Source organism: Rhizobium sp. G21, assembly GCF_014158035.1.
In the GTDB taxonomy this organism is placed as follows: domain Bacteria; phylum Pseudomonadota; class Alphaproteobacteria; order Rhizobiales; family Rhizobiaceae; genus Rhizobium_E.
This window is the reverse complement of record NZ_JACFXW010000001.1, coordinates 551865-576735: the sequence shown is the minus strand read 5'-3', so window position 1 is coordinate 576735 and position 24871 is coordinate 551865. Positions and strand designations below refer to the sequence as shown.

23 protein-coding genes, 2 pseudogenes and 1 riboswitch are annotated in these 24871 nt (G+C 63.4%); of the genes and pseudogenes, 11 read left to right on the top strand and 14 right to left on the bottom strand.

The window, feature by feature from the left end; all coding sequences use genetic code 11:
* Positions 1 to 133: 133 nt before the first annotated feature.
* The 3 genes from H2O14_RS02940 to H2O14_RS02930 are packed head-to-tail and all read right to left on the bottom strand — an operon-like array spanning position 134 to position 1795.
* Entirely contained in the window at positions 134 to 502 is a 369-nt protein-coding gene (locus H2O14_RS02940; RefSeq protein WP_182826454.1) for a hypothetical protein, read from the bottom strand.
* A gap of 3 nt (positions 503 to 505) precedes the next feature.
* A complete protein-coding gene (locus tag H2O14_RS02935; RefSeq protein ID WP_182826453.1) occupies positions 506 to 1201 on the bottom strand; it encodes a response regulator in 696 nt (231 codons plus the stop codon).
* A 24-nt stretch (positions 1202 to 1225) separates the two neighbouring features.
* The gene (locus H2O14_RS02930) at positions 1226 to 1795 is read right to left on the bottom strand and encodes a Spy/CpxP family protein refolding chaperone (protein ID WP_182826452.1); all 570 of its coding nucleotides are present in this window, start codon (positions 1793 to 1795) and stop codon (positions 1226 to 1228) included.
* A 327-nt stretch (positions 1796 to 2122) separates the two neighbouring features.
* Here H2O14_RS02930 and mgtE point away from each other — a divergent pair, with 327 nt between their 5' ends.
* Together mgtE and H2O14_RS02920 are read left to right on the top strand one after the other, a co-directional pair.
* Positions 2123 to 3550, top strand: a complete 1428-nt coding sequence (gene mgtE, locus H2O14_RS02925) for a magnesium transporter (RefSeq protein ID WP_182826451.1) — start codon at positions 2123 to 2125, stop codon at positions 3548 to 3550.
* 63 nt (positions 3551 to 3613) lie between these two features.
* A complete protein-coding gene (locus H2O14_RS02920; protein WP_182826450.1) occupies positions 3614 to 4006 on the top strand; it encodes a MerR family DNA-binding transcriptional regulator in 393 nt (130 codons plus the stop codon).
* Between the two features lie 35 nt (positions 4007 to 4041).
* Here H2O14_RS02920 and H2O14_RS02915 read toward each other — a convergent pair whose 3' ends face one another.
* The 3 genes from H2O14_RS02915 to H2O14_RS02905 form a co-directional block, all read right to left on the bottom strand.
* Complete coding sequence (locus tag H2O14_RS02915) at positions 4042 to 4416, bottom strand: methyltransferase family protein (protein WP_182826449.1); 375 nt, start codon at positions 4414 to 4416, stop codon at positions 4042 to 4044.
* Positions 4417 to 4538: 122 nt separating this feature from the next.
* Positions 4539 to 5513, bottom strand: a complete 975-nt coding sequence (locus H2O14_RS02910) for a heparan-alpha-glucosaminide N-acetyltransferase (RefSeq protein WP_182826448.1) — start codon at positions 5511 to 5513, stop codon at positions 4539 to 4541.
* Complete coding sequence (locus H2O14_RS02905; RefSeq protein ID WP_182826447.1) at positions 5510 to 6202, bottom strand: DUF599 domain-containing protein; 693 nt, start codon at positions 6200 to 6202, stop codon at positions 5510 to 5512. Before H2O14_RS02905 ends, H2O14_RS02910 begins: the two co-directional genes overlap by 4 nt.
* 179 nt (positions 6203 to 6381) lie before the next feature.
* On the opposite strand from H2O14_RS02905, the gene H2O14_RS02900 reads away from it, so the two are divergent.
* Both H2O14_RS02900 and H2O14_RS02895 read left to right on the top strand, forming a co-directional pair.
* On the top strand, positions 6382 to 7782 hold the full coding sequence (locus tag H2O14_RS02900) for an L-serine ammonia-lyase (RefSeq protein WP_182826446.1): 1401 nt from the start codon (positions 6382 to 6384) through the stop codon (positions 7780 to 7782).
* An 85-nt stretch (positions 7783 to 7867) separates the two neighbouring features.
* Complete coding sequence (locus H2O14_RS02895; RefSeq protein WP_182826445.1) at positions 7868 to 8299, top strand: DUF1489 family protein; 432 nt, start codon at positions 7868 to 7870, stop codon at positions 8297 to 8299.
* 58 nt (positions 8300 to 8357) lie between these two features.
* Here the strand turns inward: H2O14_RS02895 and H2O14_RS02890 are convergent, their stop codons facing one another.
* The 3 genes from H2O14_RS02890 to H2O14_RS02880 all read right to left on the bottom strand — a co-directional run bounded on the left by H2O14_RS02890 (position 8358) and on the right by H2O14_RS02880 (position 11098).
* The gene (locus tag H2O14_RS02890) at positions 8358 to 8624 is read right to left on the bottom strand and encodes a hypothetical protein (protein WP_182826444.1); all 267 of its coding nucleotides are present in this window, start codon (positions 8622 to 8624) and stop codon (positions 8358 to 8360) included.
* 81 nt (positions 8625 to 8705) lie between these two features.
* Positions 8706 to 10115, bottom strand: a complete 1410-nt coding sequence (locus tag H2O14_RS02885; protein WP_182826443.1) for a D-alanyl-D-alanine carboxypeptidase — start codon at positions 10113 to 10115, stop codon at positions 8706 to 8708.
* 251 nt (positions 10116 to 10366) lie between these two features.
* Complete coding sequence (locus H2O14_RS02880; RefSeq protein ID WP_182826442.1) at positions 10367 to 11098, bottom strand: hypothetical protein; 732 nt, start codon at positions 11096 to 11098, stop codon at positions 10367 to 10369.
* A 142-nt stretch (positions 11099 to 11240) separates the two neighbouring features.
* Here H2O14_RS02880 and H2O14_RS02875 point away from each other — a divergent pair, with 142 nt between their 5' ends.
* Positions 11241 to 11558, top strand: a complete 318-nt coding sequence (locus tag H2O14_RS02875) for a hypothetical protein (RefSeq protein ID WP_182826441.1) — start codon at positions 11241 to 11243, stop codon at positions 11556 to 11558.
* A gap of 107 nt (positions 11559 to 11665) precedes the next feature.
* On the opposite strand, the gene H2O14_RS02870 is transcribed toward H2O14_RS02875, so the two are convergent.
* From H2O14_RS02870 to parE, 3 genes are all read right to left on the bottom strand, one after another.
* Positions 11666 to 12250 carry a transglutaminase-like cysteine peptidase gene (locus tag H2O14_RS02870; RefSeq protein ID WP_409526938.1) on the bottom strand — a complete coding sequence of 195 codons (585 nt, stop codon included), beginning with the start codon at positions 12248 to 12250 and terminating at the stop codon, positions 11666 to 11668.
* A gap of 549 nt (positions 12251 to 12799) precedes the next feature.
* The gene (locus tag H2O14_RS02865) at positions 12800 to 13402 is read right to left on the bottom strand and encodes a PilZ domain-containing protein (protein ID WP_246697275.1); all 603 of its coding nucleotides are present in this window, start codon (positions 13400 to 13402) and stop codon (positions 12800 to 12802) included.
* 91 nt (positions 13403 to 13493) lie between these two features.
* On the bottom strand, positions 13494 to 15527 hold the full coding sequence (gene parE, locus H2O14_RS02860) for a DNA topoisomerase IV subunit B (protein ID WP_182826439.1): 2034 nt from the start codon (positions 15525 to 15527) through the stop codon (positions 13494 to 13496).
* Between the two features lie 140 nt (positions 15528 to 15667).
* Between parE and H2O14_RS02855 the strand changes: the two are divergent.
* The 4 genes and pseudogenes from H2O14_RS02855 to H2O14_RS02840 all read left to right on the top strand — a co-directional run bounded on the left by H2O14_RS02855 (position 15668) and on the right by H2O14_RS02840 (position 19833).
* Positions 15668 to 16548: pseudogene (locus tag H2O14_RS02855) on the top strand (hypothetical protein).
* A 79-nt stretch (positions 16549 to 16627) separates the two neighbouring features.
* Positions 16628 to 17395: a triose-phosphate isomerase gene (tpiA, locus tag H2O14_RS02850; RefSeq protein ID WP_182826438.1), complete on the top strand. Its 768-nt coding sequence runs from the start codon at positions 16628 to 16630 to the stop codon at positions 17393 to 17395.
* A 131-nt stretch (positions 17396 to 17526) separates the two neighbouring features.
* Positions 17527 to 18066 carry a preprotein translocase subunit SecG gene (gene secG, locus H2O14_RS02845; protein WP_182826437.1) on the top strand — a complete coding sequence of 180 codons (540 nt, stop codon included), beginning with the start codon at positions 17527 to 17529 and terminating at the stop codon, positions 18064 to 18066.
* A gap of 139 nt (positions 18067 to 18205) precedes the next feature.
* Positions 18206 to 19833 (top strand): annotated as a pseudogene (locus H2O14_RS02840) (CTP synthase).
* Between the two features lie 61 nt (positions 19834 to 19894).
* Here the strand turns inward: H2O14_RS02840 and H2O14_RS02835 are convergent.
* Positions 19895 to 21070, bottom strand: coding sequence for an NADH:flavin oxidoreductase/NADH oxidase (locus H2O14_RS02835; protein ID WP_312858540.1), 1176 nt, complete (start codon positions 21068 to 21070; stop codon positions 19895 to 19897).
* A gap of 129 nt (positions 21071 to 21199) precedes the next feature.
* Positions 21200 to 21407, top strand: a riboswitch (cobalamin riboswitch).
* A gap of 118 nt (positions 21408 to 21525) precedes the next feature.
* Here H2O14_RS02835 and H2O14_RS02830 point away from each other — a divergent pair.
* Complete coding sequence (locus H2O14_RS02830; protein WP_182826435.1) at positions 21526 to 22773, top strand: aromatic ring-hydroxylating oxygenase subunit alpha; 1248 nt, start codon at positions 21526 to 21528, stop codon at positions 22771 to 22773.
* A gap of 16 nt (positions 22774 to 22789) precedes the next feature.
* Positions 22790 to 23896 carry a hybrid-cluster NAD(P)-dependent oxidoreductase gene (locus H2O14_RS02825; protein WP_182826434.1) on the top strand — a complete coding sequence of 369 codons (1107 nt, stop codon included), beginning with the start codon at positions 22790 to 22792 and terminating at the stop codon, positions 23894 to 23896.
* A 6-nt stretch (positions 23897 to 23902) separates the two neighbouring features.
* Here H2O14_RS02825 and H2O14_RS02820 read toward each other — a convergent pair whose 3' ends face one another.
* Positions 23903 to 24463 (bottom strand): HupE/UreJ family protein, encoded by a 561-nt coding sequence (locus H2O14_RS02820; RefSeq protein WP_182826433.1) that lies wholly within the window; start codon positions 24461 to 24463, stop codon positions 23903 to 23905.
* Positions 24464 to 24871: the final 408 nt, after the last annotated feature.

Genomic DNA, 24871 nt, shown 5'->3' with positions numbered 1-24871 from the left:
CTGAGGTGGTCGAGCCTGCGGGTCAGGTGACGGACGACGGGATAGGCGCCGAGTCCGACCAGCAGGGCGGTCAACAGAAACAGCCCGACGAGATGGCCGCGCGGCGGCGCGAAGCGGCGGGGCACATAGGCGATCAGCGTTGCGCCCTCGGGCAATTCGATCCGGAAGGCCCGGAAACGGTCGGTCTTTCGGCTCCAGGCGTCATCGGAGTCGAGCCCGGCGATGCGCTCGCCAGCCCCCTGGACGAAGCGTCCCCGGCGTCGAAGATGGCGATATCGGCGTCGAAGGCGCGGGCGAGGCGATCGAGCATGGCCTGGCGCTGGGCAAGCGGCACATCGGCGCTCAGCACCGAAGCGGCGAGCTTGCTGACGCTCTGTTCGAGCGGGCCGCGATTGGCGTCGAGCCGGCCGAGAAAGGCCAGCGCGCTGAGCGTCACCACCACCAGCGCCAGGCAGCCGAGCACGGTCAGATAGATCTTGAGAAACAGGCGGGAGGCGACCAAGGTTCAACCCTCGTCCTGATTACGGGCGAAGAGATAGCCCGAGCCGCGCAAGGTGAGAATGCGACGCGGATTTTTCGGGTCTTTCTCGATCGCCGCCCGGATGCGGGAGATATGCACGTCGATGGAGCGATCGAAGGCTTCGAGTTCCTCGCCCTTGACCATCTCCATCAGCCGATCGCGGCTGAGCACGCGTCCCGCGTTTTCGGCGAGAACGACGAGCAATGAAAACTGATAGCCGGTCAGCGCCGTTTCCTGGCCGTCGATGGTGGCGATCCGGCGGTCGCGGTCGATCTCCAGTCCGCCGAAACGCAGCAACTCCATCTGCTGGACGGACGAGCGGGCGCGGCGCAGCAGCGCCTTCAGCCGCGCCGCCAGTTCGCGCGGGCTGAAGGGTTTGCCGAGATAGTCGTCGGCGCCGATTTCCAGCCCGACGATGCGGTCGGTCTCTTCGCCACGCGCGGTGAGCATGAGGATGGGGAGGTTGGAGCGGGCGCGGATCTTGCGGCAGACGTCGAAGCCGTCGGTGTCGGGCAGCATCACGTCGAGCACGACGGCGTCCGGCGGGCGGCGGGCGATCTCCTGGAGGCCCGAAGCGCCCGTCGCCGCCGTCCGTACGGCATAGCCTGCCGATCCCAGATAGTCCGACAACATGGCGGACAACCGTGTGTCGTCGTCGATCACCAGAATTTCATCCGCCATGTCGTCGTCCTGCTGTTTGCTCGTTCAGGGAGCTTTCGGCGTCATGTCGTCCATCATGCCGGGCGGATGGTCGCCGTCCATGCCGCGTCCGCGGCCGAAGCCCATCTCGTCGAGCTCGTCGACGAGTTTCTTGCGCTGGTCGGGGTTCAGCACATCTGCGGCATCGGCGACGGCCTTGGCAATGATTTTCGACTTGGCGTCGAGCTTTTCGATCTGCTGCGCCCGGAAGGATTCGATCGCGGCGCGGTCGATGGTCGGGGCTTCCAGCAGGTCGAGAGCGCCGTCGCGCATGGCGCGACGTTCCTGTCGGTCGGGGCGAACCTGATCCATCGCCGTCTTCAGGATCGTCTTGATCTTGGCCTTTTGCGCGTCGTCGGCCCCGGCGTCGTCCAGCATTCGGTCCATGCGATACTCCATGTAGCCGTGCATGAGCCGTTGGCGCATGCCGCCGGGCCCGAAGCCGTCCTTGCCGTCGGCGAAGGCCAGCGCGCCCGCGCCGAGCACGACGGCCGTGGTGGAGCCGATGATGACGATGCGGCGAAGCCAATTCGATTTCGGCGCTTCCACGATGCCCGTCTCGAGGTCTTGCGTCATGGCTTGGTCCTTTCTTCGCTCTGTTTTCGATGGAGCCAGAATGAACGGCGGATGTTGCGCGGTTTTTGCCGGCGCATGAAGAAATGTAAAGTTGGCGGCAGGGCGCGAAGATAAGCGGCATCAATTTGATTTCGCACGGAAAATTAACGCAGCCTCGACTAATGTTCCCGACGGGATTTTCGGTGGACCGCGCTTGCGAATTCGTCTAGCACCGTTGGGCGGCCATGGATTTGTCGGAAAGAGAAACCGTTCATGCTCAACAGCTCCTGTGCGCCGGAAGGCGCGCGCGGGTGAAGAAGGACAGGACAAGGGGAAGGGGGCGGAGCGATGTCGAAAGACAGCGAACAGGACGTTTTGGACGCCCTCGAACCGGCGGAACGCCCGGAACTCTCCGACATCTACACTGAAGACGGCTCGGTGCGGCACGATTTTCTCGCGCTTGTCGGCGCGGCGATCGCCGATCGCGACGTCATCTTTCTCCGTCGTCATGTCGGCCGCCTGCATATCTCCGAACTCGGCGACGTGCTCGAGGCGATGATGCCGGAACAGCGCATCGCGCTGATCCAGCTGCTCGGCGACGATTTCGATCTCGCGGCCCTGACCGAGGTCGATGAAGCGATCCGCCTCGAAATCGTGGAGCAGATCCCCAACGACGCCATCGCCGCGGCCATCGGCGATCTCGATTCGGACGATGCGGTCTATATTCTCGAAGACCTCGACCAGGAAGACCGGGAAGAGATTCTCGCCAAGCTGCCGTTCACCGAGCGCGTGCGGCTGCGCCGGGCGCTGGACTATCCGGAAAGTTCGGCCGGCCGGCGCATGCAGTCGGAATTCGTGGCCGTGCCGCCTTTCTGGACCGTCGGTCAATGCATCGACTATATGCGGGAGGAGGAAGATCTTCCCGAGACCTTCACACAGATCTTCGTCATCGATCCCACCTTCAAGCTGTTGGGGGCTGTCGATCTCGACCGCATCCTGCGCACCCAGCGCGGCGTCAAGATCGACGAGATCATGCGCGAGACCAGTCACTCTATCCCGGCCGACATGGACCAGGAGGAAGCGGCGCAGCTCTTCCAGCAGTATGACCTCTTGTCCGCCGCCGTCGTCGACGAGAACGACCGGCTGGTGGGCGTGCTGACCATCGACGACGTGGTTGACGTCATTCACGAGGAAGCGGAAGAGGACATAAAACGCCTGGCGGGCGTCGGCGACGAAGAACTGTCCGACAATGTGCTGTCGACCGTGCGGTCACGCTTTCTCTGGCTGTTCATCAATTTCGGCACCGCATTCCTGTCCTCGACCGTCATCGGCCTGTTCGACGCCACGATCGAACAGATGGTGGCGCTGGCGGTGCTGATGCCGATCGTCGCCTCGATGGGCGGCAATGCCGGCACGCAGACGATGACGGTAACGGTGCGGGCGCTCGCCACACGAGATCTCGACATTTACAACGCCGGCCGCATCATCCGCCGCGAATTGGGAGTGGGCACGACCAACGGCCTGATCTTCGCGATCCTGGTCGGGCTCGTCGCGGGCTTCATGTATCACGACATCCATCTGGGACTGGTGATCGCCACGGCGCTGTTCATCAATTTCCTCGCCGCCGCGATGGCGGGCAATCTCGTGCCGCTGCTGCTCAACCGGTTCGGGGCCGATCCGGCCGTGGCGTCGTCGGTCTTCGTCACCATGATCACCGATCTCACCGGCTTCTTCGGCTTCCTTGGCCTCGCGACGCTCTGGTTCAGCATGCGCTAAGAAAAATTGACTTTTACGTCAAGGTCAATTAATCTCGCGCCGATCCTGAATCTGGCGGCGAGCATGGCAGTGAACAAGTTTTACAGTATAACCGAGTTGACGCGGGAATTCGATATTTCCACGCGCACGCTCAGGTTCTACGAGGATGAAGGTCTCATTCATCCGGAACGGCGCGGCCGCACCCGGCTCTACCGTCAGGCGGACCGGCATCTGATCGCGCAGATCCTGCGTGGCCGCCGCATCGGCTTCACCATCGCCGAGATTCGCGAGATCATTCATGTCTACAAGGAGCCGCCGGGAGAGATCGGGCAGTTGAAGCTGCTGATGCGAAAGGTCGACGACAAGCGCGACGATCTCCGGCAAAAACGCCGCGATATCGACGAGACCATCGCCGAACTCGACAGCATCGAGGAGTCCTGCCTCAACCGTTTGGCGGAAATCGGCGTTTCCACCTGATTTTCAATCAAGTTGTTCGAAGTCGTTCGCGGCGATCAGAGCCAGGGGCGGGTGCGCCGGCGGTAGCGTTCGAACTCGTAGCCGAATCGCGCCTGCAGGAATTGCTCCTCGCGCTTGATGACCCAGAGATGGGTGGCCACGGCGGCGCAGACCGCCAGACCCGCCGTCCAGAGATTGTTGGCGGCCAGCGCAACGCCGAGCGCGGCGATCATGTAACCCAGATATATTGGATTGCGCGTCAGTCTGAATGGTCCCGACGTCACCAGTCGCGAGGTGTTCTTCATCGAGCCGAGCGCCGTGTGGTGGCTCTTGAGCGCCACGATGGCCCAGATCGCCAGGAACAGGCCGGCTCCGATCATCAGGCTCGACGCGGCGATGCGCAGCAGCGGGACCCCGTTCAGCATATGCATGGGGGCAAACTTGTAACACAGCATGGAGAGTGGAAGGATTATCAGGAAAAACGCAGTCGGCCACGGATAGGTCACCGGTCTTGCGCGATATACATTCATCTCGTCCACCCGCCATTGTGCCCCTATTCGGAGCGAATGCTGCACTGGAATGCGATATCCTTGATCCGATCATCGCTGACCGAGATTGCGCCAGACTGGAATCGCGACAGCAAATCCGTCTTTGAAAGCTGTTCCAGCGTGCAGTCGCAAAAGGACTGGCAAAAGCCGGGCGTCTGGTTTCGTTCGCAACTGGGTCGGCAATTCTGAATATAGGCCTCGCGCGCATCCACCGCCGGGGGTGGGGCGACGAGACTGATCCCATAGAGAATCGCAATCAGCACCGGTTGGTGCGCCAGATAAAAGACGAGACTGTGTCGCCCGATTGCGGCCAGATAGGTTTTCCAACGGTTTTCGCGAGTTTTCCCCAGATTAATCGCCGGCGTCCATCCGCGGGAACTGACGAATTTGCTGGCGGCCAGCCCGGTCAGAAACGGCGCCAGCCAGGGCAGCATGGGCACGAAGTCGAAAGAGGGCCGGTTCTGGTCGGCAAGCCCCAGCCACCACAGCCAGGGCTGGTTGAAGACTCCTCCCAATGGGATGACATGCGGGGCGGCGAAGAAGGCGGCGGCGGCCGCGAGCGTCAACGCCACGGGCGCGCGAAGAAACGCCAGGCCGAAGATGCTCGCGGTCGCCATGGCGTGCAATATGCCGAAATAGATGAAACCGCCCGGCATCCAGAGATAGGTGCCCAGAGAGACCGCGCCGGCGGCGAGGCCGATCACGCCGAGGCGCTTCAGGAAATTCGTCGCCTTGAAGCCGGAGCCATGCGCCAGATAGAGCGAATAACCGGCGAGAAACAGGAATGTGGAGGCGATGGCGCGCGCGTAGATCTTCGGCCAGCCGGAGGTGGGAAAGTCTGCCGCGAGATAGCCGAAATCGGCGAGGTCCCACATGAAGTGATAGCTCGCCATCGGAAACAGCGCCAGGCCGCGGGCGATGTCGAGCCAGGCCTGCCGTCTTTTCGGCGGCGCGGCTTCATGAAACGTGTCTGGATTCAAGATTCAATGCCTCGGACAATGGCGTCGCGCGCTTCGGAGAAGAACTGACGGCGGATGAGAACGAAGATGACGAAGGTGCTCATGGCCATGAAGGCATAGGCGTTGACGAACCATCCTAGGTAACCGATCGACAGAAATATGGCGCGCAGCCCGGCGTTGAAGTTCTTCGCGGCGATCACGTTCATGGCGATGACCGCCTCGGCGGCGCGGCGCGCGCCCTCCGGATCCTTCTCGGCCTCGGAGTGCATCGGCAGGCCGCCGAACATGATCGAGCAATAATTGAACAGCCGGTAGGACCAGCCGAACTTGAAGAAGGAATAGGCGAACATCGCGGCGAGCCCGCCGACCTTCATCTCGAATGCGGCGCGGCTGCTGTGAAATACGGCGGGAAGGTCGGCGAAGATGGCCTGCACCTGTTCTGTCTGGCCGAGCAGGGCGAAACAGCCGCCGAGCGCCAGAATGGAGGTCGAAGCGAAAAAGCCTGTGCCGTTCTGCAATCCCGCCATGATCTGGGTGTCGATCATCTTGAGGTCGCGATTGAGCGAATTGCGGATCCAGTTGGCGCGGTGGATAGCCATGCCGCGCGTGACGCTCATACGGCTGAAATTGCGCGAAACGCCGGTCAGCCAATTGAACAGCGCCCAAAGCAGCACGAAATAAGCGATCGCGATGTAATCAAGATGGGTCATAGGGCGGCGTCTGCCTTCGAAGTCTGGAAATCATGCCGCGTCATGGCTGGCGGCGCCGGCGCATGAAACGACGTCATGTCGCCCCCGTGCCAGTGACTGGCGGAAGTTCGGAGGCGACAAACGTCAAAACCATACTAATGTCCAGCATAAAGCTCATGACAGGCGGAAGGCGATTATTCATGTTTCTTTCGGTATTCGACGTTTTCAAGATCGGCATCGGTCCGTCGAGCTCGCATACGATGGGGCCGATGACCGCGGCCAATCTGTTTCTCGATCTCATCCTGTCGCCCGACTGGCCGCGCCCGACCGGCGCGAAGGTCGCCGCGATCAAGGTCAGCCTGCACGGGTCGCTCGCTCACACCGGTATCGGCCATGGTTCCGATCGCGCCGTGATCCTCGGCCTGACCGGGGCGAAGGCCGCCAGCGTCGACCCCGACAGAATGGACGCGCTCGTCGCCGAAGTCGAGACCTCGGGCCGGATTTCGCCGCCGGGACATGAAGGCTACGCTTTCCGTCCCAAGGACGACCTCGTGCTCGACAAGAAGACGCCGCTCACCGGGCACGCCAACGGCATGTTGTTCCAGGCCTTCGACGGCTCGGGCCGGTTGCTGCTGAAGCAGATATACTATTCGATCGGCGGCGGTTTCGTCGTCACCGATCTCGAGCTCGAGAAGATGCGCGCCGCCGCCAAGAAGCCTGAGGCGATCACGGTTCCCTATCCCTTCGCCACCGCCAAGCAGATGCTCGACATGGCGGCCCGATCTGGCCTCACCATCGCCCAGATGAAGCGCGCCAACGAAGAAGCGACGATGAGCCGCGAGGCGTTGGACGCCGGACTCGACCGGATCTGGGACGCCATGCGCTCGTGCATCGAACGCGGCCTGCAGGTGGACGGCATCATGCCCGGCGGGCTGAAGGTGCGCCGCCGCGCCAGGCAGATCCACGACAAGCTGCAGGAGGAGTGGCGCTCCAACAAGGCCAATCCGCTGCTGGCCAATGACTGGCTGTCGGTCTACGCCATGGCGGTGAACGAAGAAAACGCCGCCGGCGGCCGCATCGTCACCGCGCCGACCAACGGCGCGGCGGGCGTCATTCCCGCCACCATCCGCTATTACGAGCATTTCCATGAGGACTGGGATCAGGACGGCATCCGCGACTATCTTCTGACGGCCGCCGCGGTCGGCGGCATCATCAAGCACAACGCCTCGATCTCCGGCGCCGAAGTCGGCTGTCAGGGCGAAGTCGGCTCCGCAGCCGCCATGGCGGCCGCCGGTCTCGCCGCCGTGATGGGGGCCACGCCCGAGCAGGTGGAAAACGCCGCCGAAATCGCGCTCGAACACCATCTCGGCATGACCTGCGATCCCGTCGCCGGCCTGGTGCAGGTGCCCTGCATCGAGCGCAATGCGCTCGGCGCGGTCAAGGCCGTCACCGCGGCGTCGCTGGCGCTCAAGGGCGACGGCCAGCATTTCGTGCCGCTCGACGCCTGTATCGAGACCATGCGCCAGACCGGGCACGACATGAGCGAGAAATACAAGGAAACCTCGACCGGCGGCCTCGCCGTCAACGTGGTCGAGTGCTGATCCGACCATGCAGTCCGGCGGACGCGGTTGTTGATGCTCCGCGTCCCGCCATTGACGCGGCGGCCTTGCTGACGGAGAAGGGGCCATGGCTCTTCATCTCATCAAACTCTGCGTCGGCGCCGAATCGATCGACGATCTCCGCGAATGGGTGGACGAGCGCGCCCGCCTCGCCGTCTCCGCCGGCCTGGAACCCCATTCCGCCCATGTCACGCGCATGGTTCCCAAACGCATGGCGGACCTGCTGGACGGCGGTTCGCTCTATTGGGTGATCAAGGGCGTGCTGTCGGCCCGCCAGCAGCTGCTCGGCATCGAGGAATTCACCGACGCCGACGGCATCGGCCGCTGCCGCCTGCTGCTCGCGCCCGAGGTGATCGAAACCATGCCGCAGCCGAAGCGGCCCTTCCAGGGGTGGCGCTATCTCGAAACCAAGGATGCGCCGGCCGATCTGCTGGCCGGCGGCCAAGGTGAGATGCCGGCGGATCTCAAGCGCGAACTGGCGGAACTGGGCCTTCTTTAAAATCGAAAAAGGCGGAGCCTCGCGGCCCCGCCATGTCTGGTCGATCCATGTTTTCCAGTCAGCGCATTCGCAACCTGACCGGCGCTTTGCCGCGCGGCGAGCGCACATGCAGGTGCAGGGCCACATGCGGTTGGTTGGCGCGCCAGGCGCGGGCGCCGTGGCTGAGCAGCATCGCCACCAGATCCTTGGTCTTGTCATGGGATCGGTTCAATCCCATGCCGGCGAGCTTGAGCGCGGCTTCGTGCAGCGGCAGAAGACCGAGGCTCTTGCCATAGGCTTTCCGTTGCGTTTCGTCGCGCAGGTCTGAATGCGGCGTGTTGGACATGAGGGGCCTCGTACGCAATACAAAATCGAGGTTTCCGTGCGACCGCGGCGAAAACGCACGCCGCGGCCGAATTCTTCAAGCTTATTGCATGGCCGCCCAGCAGCTGACGCCCTTGCGCTTCAGCGCCTTGCAGGCGTTGACGGCGGCGTCCTGGTCGGCGAAGCCGCCGAACCGGGCGCGATAGACCTGTGCGCCGCCGTTCGAGAAGGCCATGGCGAAGGGGGTGGCGGCGCGGAGCGAGCGACCGCCCTTGTCCTTGACGCGATCGAGGATGTTCATGGCTTCCTGGCGTTCGGACGCGGTTCCGACCTGAATGACCCAACCCTTCGCATAGGATTCGGACGGGCCGGTGGAGGCGGTGGTCACGGTGTCGACCTTCTGCGCTTCGGCGACCGGACGCTGCGGAATCTCCGAGAGGCCGCTGGTGTCGGGGGCGCCGACGGAGCTGTCGAGCGAAGCGGTCTTGGTGATCTTGACGGTCTTGGCGCGGATCACCGGCACGGTGTCGGCGGCGTCGGCCTGCAGTTCCTGCGCCTGGGCGCCGTCGTCGTATCGGGCCTGTGGCACCGGGCCTCTGTGCGGCAGGTCGAGGCTGTGATCGGCCGAAGCGACCTGCATGGCCGGCGCATCGTCCGAGGACGAAGCGGCGTAGGCGGTCTCCACGGCGTTCTTCGACGCCATCGACACGAAGGCTTCGCCATTGCCCTTGCGCGAGGCCTTGGGCAGATAGGCTTCCACCAGACGGCGCATTTTGGCGTTGCGGGCGCCGCCCGAGGGGCTGCCGAGCACGACGCCGACGATGGAACGGCCGTCGAGCTGCGCCGAGGTGGCGAGGTTGAAGCCGGCGGCGCGGGTGAAGCCGGTCTTGATGCCGTCGACGCCGCGGACCACGCCGAGCAGACGGTTATGATTGCCGATCACGCGCTTGCCATAGGTGAAGCTGCGGGTCTGGAAGTAACCGTAATATTGCGGGAAATGCTTGCGCAGCGCCAGGCTGAGACGCGCCTGGTCGCGGGCGGTGGTCACCTGGCGGGAGTCCGGCAGGCCGTTGGCGTTGACATAGATGGTGCGGCTCATGCCGAGGCCGCGGGCCTTGGCGGTCATCATCTTGCCGAAGCGCGGCTCGCTGCCGCCGAGGAATTCGGCGAATGCGGTGGCGCAGTCGTTGGCCGACAGGGTCACCAGCGACAGGATGCCCTGTTCGACCGTAAACGAGCGGCCGGCGCCGATGCCGAGCTTGGTCGGCGACTGCGACGCGGCGTGCTTGGACATGGTGATCTTGGTCTTCAGCGAGATGCGGCCGGATTCCAGCGCATCGAACACCATGTAGAGCGTCATCATCTTGGTCAGGGACGCAGGGTAGCGCAGACCATCGGGGTCTTCCTGATGCATGACCTTGCCGTTGCGGGCGTCGATCACGATCGAGGCCGGCTTGGGGCCGGCGACGGTTTCAGAGGCGTTGGCGAAAACGAGGGTTGCCGCCAGAGCCATTGAGCAAACGGTTTTTGCGAGAAGGACGCATTTCCCCCTGAGGGAGGGCAACGAGAATGTGGGCTTCGACACTAGGCTACTCTTTGCTTCTGTTGCGCTGACCTGAAAAGGCCGAGAGTTCGAAACCGCAAGATAGGTCGTTAGCGTTACCAAACCGTTGACGCGTTGTTCGAAACCGGGTCCGAACGCGAGAAACGCCGCATTTTGGGACGTTTCGTGAACATTTGCGAGAGTCCGGTTTTCGGCCGGGTTCAAGGCGACGGATCGAGCCGGCGATCGGAGAAATCCCTGACGGCGCGGTCGAGGTTGCGCCATTCGGGCAGCAGTCTCGAGGAGAACCGGTAAAGAAGCGTGAGATCGCGTCCGACATGGATGTCGCGCTGGCAATCGCTGGACGTCGCGTCGCCGGCGTTTTGAGGAAGAATGCAGCGGGTGACGAACGGCATCGGGCTCGTTTCGTCGCCGGTCAGGATGACCTCGGCGCCATAGCCGGCGTTGGGATCGAGCCGGTGCAGCGAAAGCCCGCCCGGGCCGGGTTGCGGCTCGCCCGAAAACAGCCGCCTGTAGATCGGTTCGAGCCGGCCGGACATGTCCCGCGACATCACGCTTTGGCTATATTGCAGGAAAAGAAGGTTGCCGCCGTCGTCGGCCTGGTTGAAACGGTCGGCGATCGCCGCCGAATAGCCCGCCATCTCCGGCCAGGCGACGACGATGTCGACCTGATCGGCGTCGCCGCTTTTCCGTTGTTCCGGGAAACGAAACATGTTGGCTGGAAGCGCCAGCGTATCCTGGCCGATCGTCACCGCGAGACGCTCCTCGGAGTCGGTGCGGCCATCCTGGGCGAGCCAGGCTCCATAACGGGCTGCCCCATATGACAGCACGAGAGACGCGACCGACAGCGCCGCAAGCGCGCCGACGACTTTCCACAGGAACGAGGTCGACAGAAGCGGGGCTTCGTCAGCGTCCGAATTGTCGTCACGCATAGGGTCTCTCCAGGCGCTGGCGGATCACGCCAAGTCTCGGACCGTGTGCTAGCGCCGCAGCCCTGCGCCTGGCTGGATGCGGCGTCTGGCCCGGAAATTGCTGCCGGTCTGGGAAAGCGTCTGCGATGGATGGAAGTGGCACATGTTGGAAGCGAGCGACGTCGTCGTCAACCTGATCATCGGATTGGCGACGCCTCTGGCGATCGTGGATTCAAGTCGGCTGATCTTCGACGGACCGCGTCCCGAGCAGGAGACGGGGGCGGGCCGATCCGGCCGCCTGTTTCGTCTTCTCCTGGCGCTGGTGGCGGGTCCCGCTCTTTTCGGCGAGCGGATCATCATGGAGATCCGCTCCGGCGGGCTGCGCGGCGGCCAGATCGGTCTGTCGATCGCCGCCGTCCTCGCCTGGTCCTGGCTCTACGGCCTGGCGCTGCTCGGATTGCTCAGGCAGGTTCATGGATAAGAAAAAGCCGGTCCCGGGGACAACGGGACCGGCAAATTGGGCTCGGTCGGACGGGGATTGGGGACGTGACCGGCCCTTGGAGGGTCATTCTGCGGCGTTGGCCGCAATCAGTTCAAGCTGCCGACCACCGGTGCGCGATCGTCCTCGATCTTCACCCATTTGGCGGCGCTCAGCGTCGATTGGCGCTTGAGATAGGTATATTCGGTATCTGCCCAGAGAAGGACCTTGTTGCGCATATTGTCGAGCACGAAGTCGCCGCGGTCCGTGCGGACCGTCAGCACGGCATGGCCTTCGCCATTCGGCTGCAGCACGACGGTGATCAGCAGGTCGGCCGGCGAAAAGCCCTTCTTGATCAGCAGTCGCTGCTTCAGAAGCACATAGTCTTCGCAATCGCCGACGTCGGTGGGATAGGCCCACTTCTCTTCGACGCCATAGATTTCCTGGTCGGTCAGCGGCTGGACCTTCGTGTTGACGTCGTAATTCACCTTCAGGATCGTCTTCCACGCCGCCTCGGTCAATTGCATCGGTCCGGCGTCGTCCTGCTTCGCGGAGCAGGCGTTGGGGTTGTCGCGACAGAATTCGTAATGGCCGATCGGCGGATTGGTCTTTCCGAGCGTCACCATGTTCGGCGAATAGGCCAGAGCCGCGCCCGCCGCCGCCGTGATCGCCGCGGCGGTGATGATCGTTTTGATGCTTCTTGTGTCGAACATGTTTTTGTCTCCCCGTGTTGAGAAGACAATGGCACAAGCATTTTTATCGCTCGCGAATATACGCAGATGAATTCGATGTAAAAACGAGTAAAAGAGAGAATTCAATTCAAGGAAAATCAAGTTGTTATTTGATGTATACTTGAATAAAATACGAAGAGATTTAAACGAAAATAAGCGGCGAATTCGCGCAAAATGCGCCGAAAATTTTAGTGAACCTGTCTTAGGCTTTTGAAAAGACGAAAAAATTTCCTGGCTCAACGTTCACTGGAAGAGCATTGTCGCCTCGATGGCGTTGCTGTGCCAGGACGAAACAATCTGTCCCGCTCTGGGGCAGGGGCGTTTTCTGGACCGACCGGCGCCTCCCGCTCGAGATCTGACCGGCAAGTGGCGAAAAAATAATTTTTCTTTTTTGGAGGCGAAAAAAACGCGCCTCGAACGATTCGGGGCGCGGTCATCCGGCGAGGGCGCGACGGCAACGAGAAAGGCCGGGCGTCTGGCCCGGCCTTGCGAAAATCCGTCTGATCTGGGTTCTTACCGGTAGGACTCGAAATGCTCGCGGCTCAACATGCTCGCGAATTCGATCGCCACGCCTTCCTGAAACTGGCGCACGACCTTGCCGCGCATGGTGCCGAGCCGGACAGGCGTCCCGAGCGCCGGACGCACCTCGATTTCGATGGCGCAGCCGGACATCGACAGGTCGATGATGCGGCAGGGATAGGAACGGCCGTCGTCCAGGGCCAGTTCCGAACGGGCCGATCGCGGCGTGATGCGCTCATGGCGGCGATCTTCGGGCAGGCCGAGCGCGGTCTTGTTGGCGAGCCAGGTCAGCTGCGCGGCGAGTTTCTCGCGCTTGCGGTCGGTGGCGTTGATGGTGGTGACGAAACCATGATCGACGAGTTTGATGACCGAGCCTTCGATCCGGCCGATATGATCGACATAAGCGATGATCCGGTCGCCGATCTTCGGCAGCGCGGCGCAATGGAAATGAATATCGCCCGGCGACATATCGACGGCTCTGCATTCGAGCTCGGTATAGTCCGGCAGCATCAGGCGGCCGGCCAGGCTCACGACCACGCGCTGAAACGAGCGTGCGTCGATCGTAACCGGTGATACGGCGGTTTGCGAAGCTGGCATTCTGAAACCCAATCGTTCTTGAAGCGAGAAGAATAGCCTCCCGCACCTTAACAATCTGTGTCGGTGCGGCTCACGAGAATGGGCAATCTGATTAAATGTCCAGATTTTCTGCGAATTGCGCCCGCTCCTGGATGAAGCGGAAACGCGCTTCGGGCTTTGTGCCCATGAGAGCGTCGACCGCGCCGCGGGTTCCTTCGAAATCCACCTCGTCGATATCGACGCGCAACAATGTCCGCGTCGACGGATCCATGGTGGTCTCCTTCAACTGCGGCGGCGACATTTCGCCGAGGCCCTTGAATCGGCTGATCTCGATCTTGCCGCGGCCGGTGAATTCCGTCTCCATCAGCGCCATGCGATGGGCGTCGTCGCGGGCGTAGAGCACCTTGGCGCCCTGGGAAATGCGATAGAGCGGCGGCACGGCGAGGAACAGATGTCCCTTGCGGATCATATCCGGCATTTCCTGATAGAAGAAGGTGATGAGCAGCGAGGCGATATGCGCGCCGTCGACGTCGGCGTCGGTCATGATGACGACGCGTTCGTAGCGCAGGTCTTCCTCGCGATATTTCGTGCGCGTGCCGCAGCCGAGCGCCTGGATGAGATCGGCGATGGTCTGGTTGGCGCCGAGTTTTTCCTTGCCGGCGCTGGCGACGTTGAGGATCTTGCCCTTGAGCGGCAGGATGGCCTGGTTGGCGCGGTTGCGCGCCTGTTTGGCCGAACCGCCGGCCGAGTCGCCTTCGACGATGAACAGTTCAGCGCCTTCGGCGGAATTCTGCGAGCAGTCGGCGAGCTTGCCGGGCAGGCGCAGCTTGCGGACCGCCGTCTTGCGGCTGACTTCCTTTTCCTTGCGCCGGCGCATGCGCTCTTCCGAGCGTTCGATCACCCATTCGAGCAGCTTGTCGGCTTCGTTGGGATTGTCGGCGAGATAATGGTCGAAGGGGTCGCGGATGACGTTCTCGACGATGCGCTGCGCTTCGACGGTGGCGAGGCGATCCTTGGTCTGGCCGACGAATTCCGGCTCGCGGATGAAGACCGAGAGCATGCCGGCGGCCGAGATCATCACGTCGTCGGTGCTGATATTGGCGGCGCGCTTGTTGTTGGTCAGTTCGGCATAGGCCTTGAGGCCCTTGGTGAGCGCAATGCGCAGGCCCGCCTCATGCGTGCCGCCTTCGGGCGTCGGGATGGTGTTGCAATAGGAATGCAGCATGGCGTCGCCGCCATACCAGGTGACCGCCCATTCGACGGAGCCATGGCCCGTCCGCTCGGTCTTGCCGGCGAAGATGTCGCGGGTGACGGTGAAATCCTTGCCGATCTGGGCGGCGAGGTAATCCTTGAGGCCGCCCGGGAAGTGGAAGACGGCCTTGTCTTCATATTCCGTGCCGGCCACGAGTTCGGGCGCGCAGGACCAGCGGATCTCGACGCCGCCGAACAGATAGGCTTTCGAGCGCGACATCCGGTAGATGCGGCCGGGATCGAACTTGGCGTGGGCGCCGAAGATCTGCGGATCGGGATGGAAGCGCACGCGCGTGCCGCGGCGATTGTGGACATCGCCCAGTTCTTCCAACGGCCCCTGCGGAATGCCGCGCGAGAAGCGCTGGCGGTAGAGCTTGCGATTGCGGGCGACCTCGACTTCGACGAAATCCGAGAGCGCATTGACCACCGAGACGCCGACGCCGTGCAGACCGCCCGAGGTCTCGTAAGCCTTGCCGTCGAACTTGCCGCCGGCATGCAGCTTGGTCATGATCACTTCGAGCGTCGACTTGCCTGGAACCTGCGGATGGTTCTCGACCGGGATGCCGCGGCCATTGTCGCTGACGGTGAGGAAGCCTTCGGCGTCGAGATGCACATCGATGAAATTGGCGTGGCCGGCCACCGCCTCGTCCATCGAATTGTCGATGACTTCGGCGAAGAGGTGATGCAGCGCCTTCTCATCCGTGCCGCCGATATACATGCCGGGACGCATGCGCACCGGCTCCAGCCCTTCGAGCACGCGGATGGCCGAGGCGCCGTAGTCGTCGCCGGACTTGGCTGCAGGCTCCTGCGGCGCGGCTTTTGGCGGCGCAGCGGCGGGCCGCTCCGGCTTCGGGCTCTCGGGCATGTCGTCGAATAGGTTCAGGGCTTGGCTCATAGTGTCCTGTTCGGAAGTGATTGGTTCCGCGAATCAGCAGATTCTGCCAGAAGCCGCGGACAGGCGCGATCGGCCGAGATTTGCGTCCGAAAGCGCCGAAAGGCAAGCGCGCATGCGAAATGCAGGCGAGGGGGAAGGCAATGTCCACAGTTCAGTTGCTGAAAAGCGTCGCAATCGCTGCGATCTTCACGGTTTTTGCGACAGGATCGGCCTCTGCGCTGGAACTGAAGCCGTTCAAGGACGCGTTGTTCGCTTATCCCGCAATCCTCGCTTCCGAGGACGATGGCGACTTCGTCACCGTCGATTATCAGGAGATGCGCGACATCAACGGCCGCGATCGCGTGCCCGAGCGCGAGGTGAAGGGCGACTATGTCTCGCTCGGCGTGCGCTGGAAACAGGATTTCGAGACGATCGAGGCCGGCGGCCGCGACGTTGAGATTTTCCGCGCCGGCAAGCTGAAGAATGCGGCATTCGCGGTGATCTTCATCCATGGCCGCGGCGGCGATCGAAAGCTCGGGGCCAACGACAAGCGCTTCGGCGGCAATTTCAACCGGCTGAAGAATCTCGCCGTCGACAATGGCGGCGTCTATATCGCGCCGTCGGTGAAGAGCTTCGACGCCGATGGCGCCGCAGAGATTTCGTCGCGCTGATCGGGACTGTCCGGGCAAATGCGCCGAAAGCGCGGATTGTGCTGTCTTGCGCCTCGATGGGCAGCTTCGTCTGCTGGAACATCGCGCGGGATGCGCGGACGGTGGCTGAGTTGAGCGGCATGATGGTGATGGGCGGCGTGACCGATGCCGATTACAAGGCAAGCGCCGCGCATCAGGCGAAATTGCCGCTGTTCTTCAGCCATGGCTCGCGCGACAGCGTTTATGCGGCGCAGCAGCAGGTCGCGGCCTATAAGGCGCTGAAGAAGGAAGGTTATCCCACTCGCTTTGTGCTTTTTCAGACCGGCTCGCATGGCACGCCGGTGCGCATGACCGACTGGCGCGACAGCCTGAACTGGATCTTCGCGCGCTGACATCCCTCTTGCCACAATTCGCTTGCCGGGTTTTCCCCGCCTCTGATAGAGCGGCGGGGACAATTTCGGGAGAGACGAGATGACACCGGACGTTCGGCCGCTCGTGGCGGGCAATTGGAAGATGAACGGGCAGCGCGAGCAGCTCAACGAACTCAAGGCCATGGGCGAGGGCGCGCTGGCCCTTTCCGGCAAGATCGACATGCTGATCTGCCCGCCGGCCACGCTCCTCTATGTCGCGACCGCGCTTTTGACCGACAGCCCGCTGGAAATCGGCGCCCAGGATTGCCACACCGCGCAATCCGGCGCCTATACCGGCGACATTTCCGCAGACATGATCGCCGATTGCTTCGGCACGCATGTGATCGTCGGCCATTCCGAACGCCGCACGCTGCATGGCGAAAACGACGCGCTGGTGCGCGCCAAGGCGGAAGCGGCGCATGCGGCCGATCTCACGGCCATCGTCTGCATCGGCGAGACCGAAGCCGAGCGCAAGGGCGGCCAGACGCTCGACGTGCTGGAAACGCAGCTCGCCGGCTCCGTGCCGGATGCGGCGACCGCCGAGAACACCGTGATCGCCTATGAGCCCGTCTGGGCGATCGGCACCGGGTTGACGCCGACGGCGGCTGACGTCGCCGAGGCGCACGCCTTCATGCGCAAGGAGCTCGTCGCGCGCTTCGGCGACGAGGGCGGCAAGATGCGCATTCTCTATGGCGGCTCGGTCAAGCCGTCCAACGCCGCGGAACTGATGGCGGTCGACAATGTCGACGGCGCGCTGATCGGCGGGGCGAGCTTGAAATCATCCGACTTCCTCGCCATTTGCGGCGTGTATGAGACGCTGATCTCCTGATCCGCATCTGCCTGATCGCGGGGCGATCCCCGCATTTCGCTCGCCGGGGGCTTTCAAATCGGCGTGCGCTCGTGTAAGAGCGCCCGCGAAACTGGGCTTTTTCCGGAAAGAGCCCAAACAGGATAGGACTTATGCAGACCGTATTGATCGTGATCCATCTGATGATCGTGCTGGCGCTTGTCGGCGTGGTGCTCATCCAGCGTTCCGAAGGCGGCGGCCTCGGCATCGGCGGCGGCTCGGGCTTCATGAGCGCCCGCGGCGCGGCCAACGCGCTGACCCGCACCACGGCGATTCTCGCCGCGCTGTTCTTCATCACGTCGCTCGGTCTCGGCCTGCTGGCCCGGTATGAGGCCAAGCCGACCGACATCCTGAACCAGCTGCCGACCAGCACCTCGGGCTCCAACCCGAACGGCTTGCTCGACTCGCTCGGCGGCAACAAGCCGGAAGCCAAGCCCGCTGATCCCAACGCCATCCCGACCGGCGGCGACAACACCAATGCGGCGACGCCCGCCCAGAACGGCGCTGCGGCTCCCGCCGTCACTCCGGCCCAGCCGGCGGCGGCCCCGGCCCAGCCCGCGGCGACGCCCGCCGAGCCTGCCGCGACCCCGGCCCAGCCTTCGGGCGCGGCCACCGCGCCGGCCGCCGGCGGGCAGCAGACGCCCGCGCAATAACGAGGCCTTCGATGGCTGACAGAACCGGCAGGCTGGACCTGCCGGTTTTTTGTTGGGAATGCGCGAGCAGTTCCAATTTCGCATGAAGTTGAAATCAGGACTGGCGGAATCAGCCGGGACGCAGTAACGGATAAAGCCCATGGCGCGATATGTTTTCATCACTGGCGGTGTGGTATCCTCTCTCGGCAAGGGGATCGCGGCCGCAGCACTGGCGGCGTTGCTACAGGCGCGGGGCTACAGAGTCCGGCTTCGCAAGCTCGACCCCTATCTCAACGTCGACCCGGGCACGATGAGCCCGACCCAGCACGGCGAAGTCTTCGTGACCGACGACGGCGCGGAAACCGATCTCGACCTCGGCCATTACGAGCGCTTCACCGGTCGTTCAGCCAACAAGGCCGACAACATCACCACCGGCCGCATCTACAAGAACATCATCGACAAGGAACGCCGCGGCGACTATCTCGGCGCGACCGTGCAGGTCATTCCGCACGTCACCAACGAGATCAAGGATTTCGTCGTCAGCGGCAATGACGGCTATGATTTCGTGATCTGCGAGATCGGCGGCACGGTGGGCGATATCGAGGCGATGCCGTTCATGGAAGCCATCCGCCAGCTCGGCAACGACCTGCCGCGCGGCACCGCCGTCTATGTGCATCTGACGCTGATGCCCTATATTCCGGCCGCCGGCGAACTCAAGACCAAGCCGACCCAGCATTCGGTCAAGGAATTGCAGGCGCTCGGCATCCATCCCGACATCCTGCTGGTCCGCGCCGATCGCGAGATCCCGGAAGCCGAACGCCGCAAGCTGTCGCTGTTCTGCAATGTGCGCGCCTCCGCCGTCATCCAGGCGCTGGACGTCGCCTCGATCTATGACGTTCCGATCGCCTATCACAAGGAAGGCCTCGACGACGAAGTGCTGGCCGCCTTCGGCATCGAGCCTGCGCCGCAGCCGCGCATGGACGCCTGGGAAGAAGTCTCCCGCCGCATCCACAATCCGGAGGGCGCGGTCACCATCGCCATCGTCGGCAAATATACCGGCCTGAAAGACGCTTATAAGTCTCTGATCGAGTCGCTCTATCACGGCGGCATCGCCAACCAGGTGAAGGTGAACCTGGAATGGATCGAGTCCGAAGTCTTCGAGAAGGAAGATCCGGCGCCCTATCTCGAAAAGGTTCACGGCATTCTGGTGCCGGGCGGCTTCGGCGAGCGTGGTTCGGAAGGCAAGATCCGCGCGGCGCAATTCGCCCGTGAGCGCAAGGTGCCGTATTTCGGCATCTGCTTCGGCATGCAGATGGCGGTGGTGGAAGCCGCCCGCAATCTCGCCGGCATCGAGCACGCGTCCTCCACGGAATTCGGCAAGACGGCCGAGCCGGTGGTCGGCCTGATGACCGAATGGGTCAAGGGCAACGAGCTTCAGAACGCACGGCCTCGGGCGATCTCGGCGGCACGATGCGCCTGGGCGCCTATCGCGCCGCGCTCAAGAAGGGCACCAAGATCGCCGACATCTATGGTTCGACCGAGATTTCCGAGCGTCATCGCCATCGCTATGAAGTGAATGTCGATTACAAGGATCGTCTGGAAAATTGCGGTCTGGTGTTCTCCGGCATGTCGCCGGATGGCGTGCTGCCCGAGACCGTCGAATATCCCGATCACCCCTGGTTCATCGGCGTGCAGTATCACCCCGAACTCAAGAGCCGGCCGTTCGAGCCGCATCCGCTGTTTGCGAGCTTCGTCGAGGCGGCGCTGGTGCAGAGCCGACTGGTCTGATCGTCCAAGAGCAGAATTAAAAAAGGCCCGGAAGCGATGCTTCCGGGCCTTTCGTTTTGCATCAGGCGTAGGCGCCCTTGCGCAGGACCTTGTCCTTGGCGCGCACGGCGTAAACGGCCTGCGGCGCATGCAGGTCATAGGCTCCGTCGCTCGGGTCGAGCGCGACTTTGGCGTGGACGGCGAAATTGGGATCGTCGAGCGCTTCGCGCGCCAGCGCCACGAGATCGGCCTTGCCTTCGGTCAGCAGGGCTTCGGCCTCGCGTGCTTCGGTGATCAGGCCGACGGCGGCGGTGGGAATGTCCGATTCAGTGCGGATGCGGGCGGCGAGATCGGCCTGGTAGAGCGGGCCGGGCTTGATCGACGCGCCGTCGAAGCCGCCTGAGGAGACGTCGATCACATCGACGCCGCGCGCCTCGAGTTCGCGGGCGAGCACGATGCTGTCCTCGATCGTCCAGCCGTCCGGATGCCAGTCGGTGGCGGAGATGCGGCAGAACAGCGGCTTGGACGCCGGCCAGGCGGCGCGGACGGCCTGAGCCAGTTCGAGCAGCAGGCGCATGCGGTTTTCGCGCGAGCCGCCATACTCGTCCGTCCGCTTGTTGGCGAGCGGCGAAAGGAACTGGTTGAGAAGATAGCCGTGCGCGGCGTGGATTTCGACCACGTCGAAGCCGGCTTCCTCGGCCCGGCCGACGGCGGCGACATAGGCTTCCTTGAAGCTCTGGATGTCCTCCAGCGTCATTTCGCGCGGCGTCTTATAGCCCCGGGCGGACTCGGAATGGATGACCGGGCTCGGCGCGATCGGCTCCCAATCCTCGTAACCGATCGACAGCTTGTCTTCGTCCCTGACCTCGGGACGGAACGGCACGGGAGACGAGGCCTTGCGACCGGCATGGGCCAATTGAATGGCGGCGGCTGCGCCCTGGCTATGGATGAAGGCGACGATGCGCTCCAGCGGCGTGATCTGGAAATCCGACCACAGGCCGAGATCGGCGTAGGAAATACGTCCCTCGGGCGACACCGCGGTCGCCTCGACCATGACCAAGCCGAAACCGCCGATGGCGAAGCGGGCGAGATGGGCGAAATGCCAGTCGTTGGCCGCGCCGTCGATGGCCGTATATTGGCACATCGGAGCAACCATGAGGCGGTTCTTGAGCGTCAGACCGCGCGCCTGGAAAGGAGAAAAAGCATGCTCATCGGAAGATCCTTGTAAAGCTCCGCGCCCCTTTCGGTCCGAGACCACGGCGCGGCCCCCGGCATATCGGCGCCATGGTCGAAGAATGCAAGGCGCTTAAATGTGGACGCCGTCGGATTTTATCCGCGCCGAGCAAGACAATGTCGCAAACGAACTCGCCGTGTCGCATGAGCCGTGGTGATATCCGGACATCGAGGCGCCTCGCGGTCTAGGCCAAGGGGTTAAATGGGAAGCCGGTGTTCGAACCCGGCGCTGCCCCCGCAACGGTAAAGACGCTGAATTCGCGACGGGAGCCACTGGGCCATAGGCCTGGGAAGGAGATCGCGAAAGTCCTGGAAGGGACGGCGTCTGAGCCCGGACACCAACCTCGACGACATAACCCGACTGATCGCGGTGGGCGATCAAAGGAAGACCGGCGGATCGTCCGCGCTTTCGCGCGCGGCGTTTGGCGGTATTCCGCGCGCGTCCACCATGCCCAGCCCTTGAATTGACGAGGATCGACCATGGATATTCGCGCCGACATGCTCTCCAGACTCCGCGCCCGCAAACCCGGTTACAGTCTGGATCAACCCTTTTATATCGATCCCGACTATTTCAAGCTCGATCTCGAGCAGATCTGGTATCGCGACTGGCTGTTCATCGGCCATGACTGTGAACTGACCGCGACCGGCGCCTATATGACCGTACAGGTCGGCGCCTATCCCGTGGTGATCGTGCGCGGCGAGGACGGTCGCATCAACGCCTTCCACAATTCCTGCCGCCATCGCGGCAGCCGCGTCTGCACCAAGGAGCGCGGCCAATCCAACAAGCTCGTCTGTCCCTATCACCAGTGGACCTATGAACTCGACGGCTCGCTGGCCTTTGCGCGCCAGATGGGCGAGAATTTCGACACCACCAATTTCGGCCTGAAGCCCGTGGCCTGCGAAACCGCGGGTGGTTACATCTTCATTTGTCTCGCGGACCAGCCGATGGATTTCGCACCGTTTAGGGCGATGATGGAGCCCTATTTCCTGCCGCATCGCCTGCGCGACGCCAAGGTGGCCTTCGAGAGCACCATCATCGAAAAGGGCAACTGGAAGCTCGTCTGGGAAAACAACCGCGAATGCTATCACTGCGCCGGCAATCATCCCGAACTCTGCAAGACCTATCCGGAAGCGCCGACAGCCTCGGGCGTCAGCGGCGCCGAGGATGATCCGGAGATCACCGAGCACTGGGCGAAATGCGAAAGCATCGGACTGCCGAGCAAATTCGTGATCGACGGCGACGGCCAGTTCCGCACCGCCCGCATGCCGCTGCTTCGCGACGCGGTCAGCTACACGATCTCCGGCCGCAAGGCGGTTCAGATGCGTCTGTCGGACAATGTCAACATGGACCGGATCGGCACGCTGCTGCTGTTCCATTACCCGACCACCTGGAATCACGTGCTGAGCGACCACGCCGTGACCTTCCGCGTCATGCCGATCAGCGCCACCGAGACCGCCGTCACCACCAAATGGCTGGTGCACAAGGATGCGGTCGAAGGCATCGACTATCGTCTCGACGAACTCACCCATGTCTGGACCGAGACCAACGACCAGGACCGGCAGATCGTCGAGGAAAACGCCTTCGGCATTCATTCGCCGGCTTACGAGCCCGGACCCTATTCGGAGATGCATGAGGGCGGCGTGGCGCAATTCGTGGAATGGTACGCCAATTTCATGGAAAAGCGGCTGACCGACGCGGGCAAGCCCGCGCTGCGTTCCGTGGCCTGATCGAGAGGAGCGCGCGATGATGCTGATGGGCGCCACCCCGACCCCGCTTCCGCTCGACGAGCTGAAGCCCTGGAACTCCGCCCGCCAGATGCTGGTCTGCACCGGCGTGACCGACGAGGCGCCGGATGTGAAGACCTTCACCTTCGCGGTGGAGGGCGGCGGCTGGTTCCGCTACCAGCCCGGCCAGTTCGTCACGGTCGAGCTGCGCGCCGAGGGCGGGGATCTGCACCGCACCTACACCATCTCGTCATCGCCCTCGCGTCCCTACGCGATCTCGATCACCGTGAAAGCGCAGCCGAACAGCATTGGCACGCGCTGGATGTTCGAAAACGTGAAGCCCGGCTCGCGCGTCCGGGCTTACGGTCCGAGCGGTCATTTCACGCTCGGGCGCGATCTCGGGCGGAAATTCCTGTTCGTCTCGGCCGGCTCCGGCGTGACCCCGATGATGTCGATGCTGCGCTGGCTGGCCGATTGCGCGCCGGGCACGGATGTCGTCTTCGTCAACAGCGCCCGGCGACCCGAAGAGATCATCTTCCGGGAAGAACTCGAACTTCTCGCCACCCGCATGCCGAATCTCAAGCTCGCCTTCCTGCCGGAGCATCGCTCCGGCGCCGCGCCCTGGGCGGGGCTGATGGGCCGCATCGACATGCGCAAGCTCGAAATGCTGGCGCCCGATTTCCTGAAGCGCGACATCTTCTGCTGCGGACCGGATCCGTTCATGAAGCTGGTCAGCGACATGGTGCGCGGCGAAGGCTACGACATGAACCGCTATCACCAGGAAAGCTTTGGCGCGGCTGCCGTGACCGACATCGCGCAGAAGCCGGCCAATGACGATGGCGAGGCTTCCGGGCGGGACGAAGCTGCGCTGGACGTCGCTTTCGTCGGCACGGGCGAGACCGCCTCCTGCCAACCGGGCCAGACGATCCTGCAAGGCGCGCGCTCGGTGGGCGTGCGCATTCCGGCGGCCTGCGAATCGGGGCTGTGCGGCACCTGCAAGGTGAAGAAGCGGGCCGGCGAGGTGGCGATGAGCCACAATGGCGGCATCAGCGAGGCCGAGATCGCCGAAGGCTATGTGCTCGCCTGCTGTTCGCGGCCTTTGAGCCGGGTCGAGATCGAGGCCTGAGGCGCTTTATATATAGCCCGCCGCCTGGAGACGCTCCCACGTCCAGGCGGCGCCGGCCACGGCGATCGCGAGCGACAGCGGGATCGCGACACAGGCGCGATACCAGCGCCGGCTGCGGGTCCAGACGCCGACCAGCAGGATATAGAGGCCGATCACCGCCATCTGCCCCACCTCCACGCCGATGTTGAAGCCGATCAGCGCCGGCGCGAGATCGCCCGGCTCGGGCGCCGCCTCGCGCAGCGCGCCGGCGAACCCCATGCCGTGCAACAGACCGAAAGCGAAGACGATCAGCGGACGCCTTGCCGTTGCGCGCGGCTGGGCGAGGTTTTCGACCGCCACATAGGCGATCGACACGGCGATCATAATTTCCACCAGGCTCGACGGCGGGCGGATGACGGACGTCATAGTCAGCGCCAGAGTAAAGGAATGGGCGAGCGTGAAGGCGCTGGCCTGCCACAACAAGGGACCGAGACGCGGCGCGTAGAGGCAGAGCGCCAGGATGAACAGGATGTGGTCGAGCCCGAGCGGCAGGACATGGGTGAAGCCGAGGCGAATGTAATCCGCCACCGTTTCTGCGAGCCCTTTCCTCCGCCGCCGTGAGTGAGAAAGGCGGGCTCGCCGTATCGCCGTCCACCCAGAGGAGGGACGGCTCGGTCCGACCGGGACGATGGATGGAGAGCGAATAGGCGCTGGCGACGAGATCGAATCGCCAGGTCGCATCCGTCGCCTCCGCCGGCAGAAGGCCCTCGGCGAGGATCTCGATCACGGCGGGACGATCCTTGTCTTCGGCCTCGTGCCGAACCACGCCGAGCAGCCTCGTTTGCGATGGGTGGCCGCCGACCGCGAGGCTGATGGCGGCTTCGAGCGCCGGGCGATAGGCGTCGATGTCGGCGCGGCGTTCGACGTCCGGCATCCGTGCGGCGAGACGGGCGATGAGGGCGGAAGGCGGCGTGGCGATCAGCGCCCGCCATCGGC

What these genes read in the sequence shown, in the direction of transcription:
- parE (WP_182826439.1), bottom strand. Translation starts at nt 15,527, where the DNA reads ATGAGCCAAGCCCTGAACCTATTCGACGACATGCCCGAGAGCCCGAAG.
- H2O14_RS02825 (WP_182826434.1), top strand. Translation starts at nt 22,790, where the DNA reads ATGATGCTGATGGGCGCCACCCCGACCCCGCTTCCGCTCGACGAGCTG.
- H2O14_RS02905 (WP_182826447.1), bottom strand. Translation starts at nt 6,202, where the DNA reads ATGACCCATCTTGATTACATCGCGATCGCTTATTTCGTGCTGCTTTGG.
- H2O14_RS02920 (WP_182826450.1), top strand. Translation starts at nt 3,614, where the DNA reads ATGGCAGTGAACAAGTTTTACAGTATAACCGAGTTGACGCGGGAATTC.
- tpiA (WP_182826438.1), top strand. Translation starts at nt 16,628, where the DNA reads ATGACACCGGACGTTCGGCCGCTCGTGGCGGGCAATTGGAAGATGAAC.
- H2O14_RS02885 (WP_182826443.1), bottom strand. Translation starts at nt 10,115, where the DNA reads ATGGCTCTGGCGGCAACCCTCGTTTTCGCCAACGCCTCTGAAACCGTC.
- H2O14_RS02865 (WP_246697275.1), bottom strand. Translation starts at nt 13,402, where the DNA reads ATGCCAGCTTCGCAAACCGCCGTATCACCGGTTACGATCGACGCACGC.
- H2O14_RS02890 (WP_182826444.1), bottom strand. Translation starts at nt 8,624, where the DNA reads ATGTCCAACACGCCGCATTCAGACCTGCGCGACGAAACGCAACGGAAA.
- H2O14_RS02875 (WP_182826441.1), top strand. Translation starts at nt 11,241, where the DNA reads ATGTTGGAAGCGAGCGACGTCGTCGTCAACCTGATCATCGGATTGGCG.
- H2O14_RS02900 (WP_182826446.1), top strand. Translation starts at nt 6,382, where the DNA reads ATGTTTCTTTCGGTATTCGACGTTTTCAAGATCGGCATCGGTCCGTCG.
- H2O14_RS02935 (WP_182826453.1), bottom strand. Translation starts at nt 1,201, where the DNA reads ATGGCGGATGAAATTCTGGTGATCGACGACGACACACGGTTGTCCGCC.
- H2O14_RS02880 (WP_182826442.1), bottom strand. Translation starts at nt 11,098, where the DNA reads ATGCGTGACGACAATTCGGACGCTGACGAAGCCCCGCTTCTGTCGACC.
- secG (WP_182826437.1), top strand. Translation starts at nt 17,527, where the DNA reads ATGCAGACCGTATTGATCGTGATCCATCTGATGATCGTGCTGGCGCTT.
- mgtE (WP_182826451.1), top strand. Translation starts at nt 2,123, where the DNA reads ATGTCGAAAGACAGCGAACAGGACGTTTTGGACGCCCTCGAACCGGCG.
- H2O14_RS02930 (WP_182826452.1), bottom strand. Translation starts at nt 1,795, where the DNA reads ATGACGCAAGACCTCGAGACGGGCATCGTGGAAGCGCCGAAATCGAAT.
- H2O14_RS02915 (WP_182826449.1), bottom strand. Translation starts at nt 4,416, where the DNA reads ATGCATATGCTGAACGGGGTCCCGCTGCTGCGCATCGCCGCGTCGAGC.
- H2O14_RS02830 (WP_182826435.1), top strand. Translation starts at nt 21,526, where the DNA reads ATGGATATTCGCGCCGACATGCTCTCCAGACTCCGCGCCCGCAAACCC.
- H2O14_RS02895 (WP_182826445.1), top strand. Translation starts at nt 7,868, where the DNA reads ATGGCTCTTCATCTCATCAAACTCTGCGTCGGCGCCGAATCGATCGAC.